The sequence below is a fragment of the Leptodesmis sp. genome, assembly GCF_052746595.1.
The window spans coordinates 1-5,441 of record NZ_JBRAGO010000172.1 but is presented as its reverse complement, the minus strand read 5'-3'; the positions used below and the strand labels follow the sequence as shown (position 1 = coordinate 5,441).

Annotated in this window: 7 protein-coding genes and 1 pseudogene; 3 read left to right on the top strand and 5 right to left on the bottom strand. The window is 48.8% G+C overall.

Going from position 1 to position 5,441, the window contains the following annotated elements; genetic code table 11:
* Positions 1 to 791: 791 nt before the first annotated feature.
* Complete coding sequence (locus ACUVQO_RS22325) at positions 792 to 1,382, bottom strand: caspase family protein (protein WP_445928022.1); 591 nt, start codon at positions 1,380 to 1,382, stop codon at positions 792 to 794.
* Positions 1,383 to 1,776: 394 nt separating this feature from the next.
* Positions 1,777 to 2,349 carry a hypothetical protein gene (locus ACUVQO_RS22320; protein ID WP_445928021.1) on the bottom strand — a complete coding sequence of 191 codons (573 nt, stop codon included), beginning with the start codon at positions 2,347 to 2,349 and terminating at the stop codon, positions 1,777 to 1,779.
* A gap of 31 nt (positions 2,350 to 2,380) precedes the next feature.
* On the opposite strand from ACUVQO_RS22320, the gene ACUVQO_RS22315 reads away from it, so the two are divergent.
* Complete coding sequence (locus ACUVQO_RS22315; RefSeq protein ID WP_445928020.1) at positions 2,381 to 2,506, top strand: hypothetical protein; 126 nt, start codon at positions 2,381 to 2,383, stop codon at positions 2,504 to 2,506.
* A 266-nt stretch (positions 2,507 to 2,772) separates the two neighbouring features.
* Here the strand turns inward: ACUVQO_RS22315 and ACUVQO_RS22310 are convergent, their stop codons facing one another.
* The 3 genes and pseudogenes from ACUVQO_RS22310 to ACUVQO_RS22300 form a co-directional block, all read right to left on the bottom strand.
* Positions 2,773 to 3,162, bottom strand: coding sequence for a hypothetical protein (locus tag ACUVQO_RS22310; protein ID WP_445928019.1), 390 nt, complete (start codon positions 3,160 to 3,162; stop codon positions 2,773 to 2,775).
* Complete coding sequence (locus tag ACUVQO_RS22305) at positions 3,159 to 3,404, bottom strand: hypothetical protein (protein ID WP_445928018.1); 246 nt, start codon at positions 3,402 to 3,404, stop codon at positions 3,159 to 3,161. The genes ACUVQO_RS22310 and ACUVQO_RS22305 overlap by 4 nt, the downstream gene beginning before the upstream one ends.
* Positions 3,362 to 4,383: pseudogene (locus ACUVQO_RS22300) on the bottom strand (IS630 family transposase). Before ACUVQO_RS22300 ends, ACUVQO_RS22305 begins: the two are co-directional and overlap by 43 nt.
* A gap of 290 nt (positions 4,384 to 4,673) precedes the next feature.
* On the opposite strand from ACUVQO_RS22300, the gene ACUVQO_RS22295 reads away from it, so the two are divergent.
* Positions 4,674 to 4,964: a nucleotidyltransferase family protein gene (locus ACUVQO_RS22295; RefSeq protein ID WP_445928017.1), complete on the top strand. Its 291-nt coding sequence runs from the start codon at positions 4,674 to 4,676 to the stop codon at positions 4,962 to 4,964.
* Positions 4,954 to 5,292 (top strand): HepT-like ribonuclease domain-containing protein, encoded by a 339-nt coding sequence (locus ACUVQO_RS22290; RefSeq protein WP_445928016.1) that lies wholly within the window; start codon positions 4,954 to 4,956, stop codon positions 5,290 to 5,292. Before ACUVQO_RS22295 ends, ACUVQO_RS22290 begins: the two co-directional genes overlap by 11 nt.
* The last annotated feature ends 149 nt before the right edge of the window (positions 5,293 to 5,441 follow it).

The following is a 5,441-nucleotide window of genomic DNA, read 5'->3' as shown; positions in this document are numbered from 1 at the left end:
GGGATATTCTTCTCCTCTAGCCTAATTTTCCTACCAAGAAGGTGACACGCACCCCATCGATAGAACCAACTTGTACATTTTCTTCCGGCTTGTTTTCGTTAGCGTATTCCATATTCCTCTCTTGACAAAGTTACTGTTCGCCTTTTTCGCAAGCAAATTCACCAACGTATCTCCCCTTTGATACTTCCACTGCACTCGCCTGAATCGCACTTAACTTCACCTGACACACTACCGCCTCTTGGCAAAGGTAAATCATCGGCAATACCACTAGCAGTGACTCCTGCATGAACTTGTCGATAAGCATTTGACAAAGCATCTGCAACTTGCCTTTTGACAGTCACATCAAACCGCTCTGGTGAAGTTGAAGCAGTTAGAGCAGTAGGAAGCTCTAATATGCATCGAATCTGTGATTCTTCTAGTCCTAAGTCTGCATTGCGCCAACCTCCAAAGTCTCCAAAATCCTTCTCTCCTAATCCACCAAACTCACCCCCACCTCATGTAGATCTCATTGAAACTGGGTCAATTACAAAAGGTTTTTGTTGCAGCATAGATGCATTGGAAGCCCCAAACCATTCAAAACGAGGACGTTGATACAGATCAACTTTTCTGGAGATCTGCTGAAGAAACTACTCACAATTTCCGTTGAACTGCCCGTTACTCCAAACTTACTTCAATGCCGCTGTAAAAACACCGTTGTTCGAACCATCCCCAGCCGTCTCCTCATCTTGACAAGCAGCAAAAGAAACTACAGTAGCAGTCAGATCAGAAAAATCTCGTGTTCCACAAGTCCATTATGTAGCCGTAATCTGAGCTTCAAACTTCTCGAAAGCAGTGAGTGCTGCTTCAGGGGGCAACAGCCTGTTATCTGGTAGATCCGCCTCGGTAATGCCAAAGTCACGGCTCCCCTGCATAAACTGCGGTTTATTCTTGCATACATATTCCACAATGTCTGGGAAGCGCGCCACACTACCACTATGGCAGCTATCGAAAATGAAGTAAATGCGAACTCCAGGGACAAAACGCTTCCACATAGCAAAAAGTTCGTCGTCAAGCAGCATTCGATCGTAGAGCACCCAAGTTTGATCACGCCCGCTTGACTCATTTCCTGTCGTATCAGGTACTTGGGAACCGTGACCAGCGTAGCTAACTAAAGCGACTCCTCCTGGTTGTACTTCTTGAGCCATTCGTCCCAGTTGTTCGAGAACGTTACGAGCGGTCGCATCCTTATCCTGTAATAGGATGGATGACTCGTACTGCAAGTCCTCTGCAATTTTTTTCATGCGCTCAGCATCCTTGACTGCACTTCGCAGTTTTGGAATTGCTCCATAGGTGCTTGCATCAACCTCATTCACACCAATGTGAAGCGATAGCGATCGAGCCATTAGATAATCTCCTTAAATTTGACAACACACAGCCATTGATCGAACCACTGTTCTCATCGATAACGCATTGAGTAATTCTTAGCTGAACCAACCCTAATCTCCCTTTGCCTACCTTGTCAGCCCTGTAAAGTCAGGAAAAGGTCAGAGAAAAGTCAGATACACCCACAGATATCCTTGAAGCACCGTCTCAACCGAAGTCTAGCGGTCTAACGGTTCGGGTCAGCGGTTGCCAGAGACTTTGCATCCAACCCAAGCAGCTTCGGTCAATCCGCTGCACCCGAATTGTTATACCTCGGCTTTACACAGTTGCTATCAGAGACAAAGGCTTTGACCACTGTTTTGTAGATAAAAATGTAGGAATCCCAGTTGATCCAAAAAATGTAACTAAACTAAGCTACAGATTAATTGTAAGCAACGCAGTAGAAATTATAACGCTAACTGCAACTACAAGGAGTTTGATTAATAACGATTGAATCCCAGCGCCTGTGCGAACTCTCATTAGCATCCACCGTGCAAAACTAATTGATAGTACCATAGACAGCAGACTATATAGCCCAACAGTGCTGGAATCCAAATCTCCCAAAATGCTAGTTGTGCCTAGCAAACTAACAAATCCAGCAACAGTAGTGATTCCAGCCCATTGCAACCAAAAACTTAAACCGAACTTTTCTTTTGCTTCAAGCGCACGAGCATGCTGAATAGTTTCTTCAACTGCTTGTAGCTCTTTCGTCTTCTTGGGAAGCCATTTACAAAGAATATCCTTATTTTCTGCAATTACAGAGTAATATTCCTTGAGTAGCGCAGCACCGCCGACCGTTAGTAAGACTGGAGAAGCCAATGCAAGAGCCGCTGCAATTGGAGGACAAGCAGCACATATCATGACTACCGCTGCTGTTGAGATTGCACCAAGTGCGCCAGCCTTTAGCAAATCTTTTCCCGATGCTTTAATTGCTTCTTCTTTAGTCATCTGACCTCTAGCAACGGCACAGGAGTAATGAATGAAAGTAATTGGTAACCTTGTCACCACTGCGATCGCGGCACCAATGGGAGCAGCCTGTAATCCTTGCAGCGAAGCTTGCCCCAAGTTGGCTGAAAATCCCTCAACCCAAACACCAAACTATTGAGCTCTTGTCATGGGCTTCACACCCCGCTTAATGTTATCGAGATGCTTTTCAAGAACAATGTTGAACGGTTTATCTGAACCTCCAGCACTTTTGGGAATAATGTGACTCCCATCTCTACCTTTCATCCATTTTGCAACTTTATCAATGGATGTACGGTATTACGGAGGGACTTGCTCGCACAGTTTTATTGCGTCTTCTACACTGCGCCAACCTCCGGCTGCACGGAAAGTTCTTTGAAGCTCTCTGCTAAGCTCGACTTTATCCAATTACGCTGCGTAACACAGTAGATCGCACCAGATCTCTAGTAATTCTGGTGAGACTTTTTCTGCTGTGCCGATTTCAGGCGACCCTGGAAAAAGTCTGGTAGCCCAGAGAGTGCGACGCACGGTGGTCAGGGCATCAACAAAGGTGGGCAGAGATTTGGCATACCAGGCAGAGGTGGACAATTGGAAGGGGTGTTGAGCTTGGAGATAATGGGTAAACAGGGTCACCAGAGAGAACAACCCAAACAACGCAGGGGTGGTGCGCGCAATTGCCAGGTCAGACCACTGCCGTTGGATTTCGACTCCCAGGTGAGCCCGGAGTTCCGCAAAGGTAACTTCCACCTGCCAGCGTTGGCGAAACCAGAGCAAAATGTCTGCGGGAGCAGCGTTCAAGTCTGTACAGAGAAAGGCTTGGGGGCAAACTCCGCTTTGGGGTCACGCACTAGCACCCAACGCAGGGGGACGACGGGTTTTCCTGAGTGATACCAGACGGCAGTACCGGTGGTATATTCCACTTGACGTTCGGTGTTGCCATACCAACCGGCTAGGCAGACCGATTGTCCAAGGGTTGTGGGGGCGTTGAGCCGTTGGCTCAAGCGGGGTAAGCGTTTGCCCTTGAGCCGTGTGCGCCCCATCTGGTGTCGAGGAGGTCATCAAGGGGCTCGAACACCCGGTTGGCCAAGACCTCATTGAGAATGGGCCAGAGTCGCTCTGCGGGTTGCATATGCGGAGAGTATGGGGGCAGAAACGCCAAATGGAGACCGTCCGGTACCACCACCTGGTCTGAGGTGTGCCACCCGGCTTGATCCATGACAAACAAAACCTGTCGCTGAGGGCCAATCTCGAAGTGTTGGGCAAAATCCGCCAGCGATTAAACAGGTCGATATTGACCCGAGGTAGGAGCCACCAATAGGTCTGTCCACTGCGAGGGTGGACAAAGCCATAGAGCCAAAACCAGTCATAGCGGCAGTAGACAGGCGCACTCAGCGATCCAAACCAGTTATCGACCCACACTCGGCGCAGGATGGGATGGAGTCCCAAGCGGTGTTCGTCCATCGCCCACACCTGAACGTCGGCGTCGGGGTGAGCGGTTTTGAGAGTCTCCAGTTGCGTGTGCAGATTTTTTTCCCACTCCCGCTGCTCTTCTTCAGTGGCGGCGTGCTGATGTTCGCGACGAGGCGCTTTGAGCGAGAAGTCCATCTGTTTGAGAATCTCCCAGCCCCGTTGACGGTGAACCGGATGGCCCAAGCGCTCACTGAGCCAGTCGGCTACCTTGCGGCCATTCCAGAAGCCGCCCTCGGGCGGTTCCTCCTGCAAGGCTTGGTACAACAAGGCTTGCGTCTCATCATCGAGAATGACCTGCCCATTCCCCTGATTATGCTGTCGTTGGTCGCCCAGCCCCTCGGGGCCTTGGCGGTTATAGCTTCTGACCACTTCATAAATCCAAGCTCGGCTGTAGCCGGTCACCTCAGAGACCTCAGCCGTACTCTTGCCTAATTGCAACAGCTAGATAATCTGATAATGCCCTCGCTCAATGACGCTCTTGGCTGATTTATATCGCTGTTCCAGTTCCTCTGTACCCAGATGTGATGCCAGGGTAAGACGACGCCCCATACCCGCGATCCTCGCCACTCAATCTCTCTATTCTAATGGTGATTGACCGGACTTGATATAACGGTCGTGTTCAGCGGACGGGCAAAAAATACCTGTGATAGGCGAGGGTTATTTACCGCTGCTGCACTTTGCCGTTATGCTGCCTTTAGTTGTCGATGAGAGCGTAAGCGACAAGCTATCGGTGGGATGCGATGCCCCGGTAGTTGTGAATCTTCTATTGAGACATAATTAGGAAATGACTGGTGGGCTACAATTCTCAATAGGTCTTCTCTCTCATTGCAGGTTAGGTAGTGCGAAAACAGGAAGCCCTTACATTACTGGCAAAGCACCAAAACACGCTGAAGGATTTTGGCGTGAAGTCTATAATGCTGTTTGGTTCAGTAGCAAGAGATGAAGCGCGAACAGACAGCGATGTTGATCTGCTCGTAGAGTTCGATCGTCCGGTCGGGTTGTTCACCTTTGTACGCTTGAAGCGATACCTGGAGGAGATTTTAGAGAGTTCGGTTGATCTGGGTACACCTGACTCCCTCAAACCTTATCTACGGGAACCTGTTTTCCGGGAGGCGATTCGTGCCTTCTAGAGACTGGCAAAATAGAGTAAGAGATGTACTAGCTGCGATTGCAGAGATCCGGGAGTTCACAAACGAGATAACCTTTGAGGAGTTTCAGAACGATCGAAAAACGATCAGAGCAGTTTTATATAACCTGGCAATTATTGGTGAAGCAGTTCGTAGCATTCCACTGGATGTAGAAGCTTCGCATCCTGAAATTCCCTGGGGCGATGTGCGTGGAATGCGAAATATTGTGATTCACGAGTATTTTCAAGTGAATCTGTCCATTATCTGGCAAACGGTTCAAGAAGACCTTGTTTCGTTAGAAGCTTCCCTTCAACAATTGATAAATCCTTGAGAAGAATGTGTAATAGCAAAAGCAACGGCAGCATAACAACCCGGCTGGAGCGGACTACTGAGAGATCTTGGCGGTGTTGCAAAGGTTGTTCGTAGCCGCACAACTTCACCGTGTGCGATTCGTTCATCCTAAATGGGTAGCGATACCCA